Origin of the sequence: Pseudomonas sp. O230, from assembly GCF_045447035.1 — a bacterium.
Lineage (GTDB): Bacteria > Pseudomonadota > Gammaproteobacteria > Pseudomonadales > Pseudomonadaceae > Aquipseudomonas.
The window spans coordinates 1-1,650 of sequence record NZ_JBJGXN010000026.1 but is presented as its reverse complement, the minus strand read 5'-3'; the positions used below and the strand labels follow the sequence as shown (position 1 = coordinate 1,650).

The window sequence follows — 1,650 nt, the reverse complement described above, 5'->3', positions numbered from 1 at the left end:
CACCCGGCGTGAGCATCTGCACCGGCGTTTCATCGGCGTGGATTACGCCATGTTCGAGGACAGTATTACGCAGGGCATCGACCAGCGGCTGTAACTGCACGCCACAGTTGCCGACCCATTGCGCCAGGGTCGAACGCGCGATAGCCAAACCGGCTCGACCAAAAATCGATTCCTGGCGATAGAGCGGTAGATGGTCGGCGAACTTCGCGATCATGACGTGGGCCAGCAGCCCCGCGGTCGGGATGCCTTTGTCGATGACCTGCGCCGGAACCGGTGCCTGGATCAGGGTTTCGCACTGATCGCAGACCCACTTGCCACGGATGTGCCGCTCAACGGTGAACACGCCCGGCGTGTAGTCGAGTTTCTCGCTGACATCCTCGCCGATACGCTTGAGAGCGCAGCCGCACTGGCAATGGCTGTTGTCGGGTTCGTGGTGGATCAGAGTGCGCGGAAACTGCGGCGGCAAGGCGGTGCGTTTAGGTTTTTGCCGAACCTCGGTCGAAGCGGGAGCAAGTTTCAGCGCTTCAAGTTCAGCCTCGATGGCCGCAATGTCGGTGTCGATCAGGTCATCGAGCAGGCTGGCTTGATCCGGGCTCAGTTGCTCGCTGCGCTTGGCAAACTTGAAGCGCTTGAGTTGCGCAATCTCGTGGGTCAGCTTTTCGATAACCGTTTGGTCGCGGTGGATCTTCTTACCCATTGTCTCGATTTTCTGATCGAGACTCTCGACACGCTGCATCAACTGCGCCGCCAGAGCACGCAGTTGTTCAGGGTTTAGTTGGTCGAGATTGGGCAGTGAAGTCATGCCGCCGATTTTGCCAGAGCAGGCTAAAACCGACGATAGGCTCATCGGACAATTGCACGGCCTGGGTGGCCATGGCAGGTGTTATACGATGGAAATCGCGCTGCCAGGCCCGACTCTTTGCCAAGGCAAACCCAGCACCAGGGCATGTAGCTGTTCGGCACCCAATTCTATCTGAGAGCCGTGTCGAGAACCCGGCCAGAAGAACTTGCCTTGATGCAGGCGGCGCGCTGCCAGCCAGATACCCAACCCGTCGTGCACCAGCACTTTCATCCGATTGGCGCGGCGGTTGGCAAACAGATAAGCACAGTGCGGCTGCGCCGCACCGAACACCGCCACCACCCGCGCCAGCGCAGTTTCGGTACCGGCGCGCATGTCCATGGGCTCTGTGGCGAGCCAAATGGAGTCGATGCGGATCATCGCAGCAGATCTCGTAGAAAGGTGGCGCAGGCAGCGGCGCTTTCGGTCGGCCAGTTCACTTTCACGGTGCCGCGCGGGTGTGGGATTTCGAGGCAGATAGTCGATGACGCGGCTTGCGAATTTGCTCCGGCTAACTGCAAGGGCAGCGGAATGAAAGCAGGTTGCAGCGCCATGGCTTTCTGCGTTTGCACTCGAATCCATTTATGGACGAGGTTCGCGTTGAGGCTGTGGCTCAGCGCAACGCTGGCAATTGAGGCCCCGGGCTGGGAGCACTCTTGAATGACCTGGGCCTTGAAGGATTTGGAGTAGGAACGGCGTTGTGGCTGCATGAAAGACCCGCTTAAAAGGCTAGAAATGGTGTCCACTTAAATCAGGTGGACACCATCGCCTTTGGCGTCGGGGTCAGGAAGGTGTGTTGGCCGGACGCATAC

3 protein-coding genes are annotated in these 1,650 nt (G+C 59.2%); all 3 read right to left on the bottom strand.

Translation table 11 applies throughout. The features are described from left to right. Window positions 1-802 (bottom strand): IS66 family transposase (gene tnpC, locus ACI77H_RS29995; RefSeq protein WP_407015540.1); only part of this gene is annotated, 802 nt, incomplete at its 3' end. Window positions 803-883: 81 nt separating this feature from the next. Next, a complete protein-coding gene (tnpB, locus tag ACI77H_RS29990; protein WP_407015539.1) occupies window positions 884-1,219 on the bottom strand; it encodes an IS66 family insertion sequence element accessory protein TnpB in 336 nt (111 codons plus the stop codon). Then, complete coding sequence (tnpA, locus tag ACI77H_RS29985; protein WP_207203826.1) at window positions 1,216-1,548, bottom strand: IS66-like element accessory protein TnpA; 333 nt, start codon at window positions 1,546-1,548, stop codon at window positions 1,216-1,218. The genes tnpB and tnpA overlap by 4 nt, the downstream gene beginning before the upstream one ends. Between the last annotated feature and the right edge of the window lie 102 nt (window positions 1,549-1,650).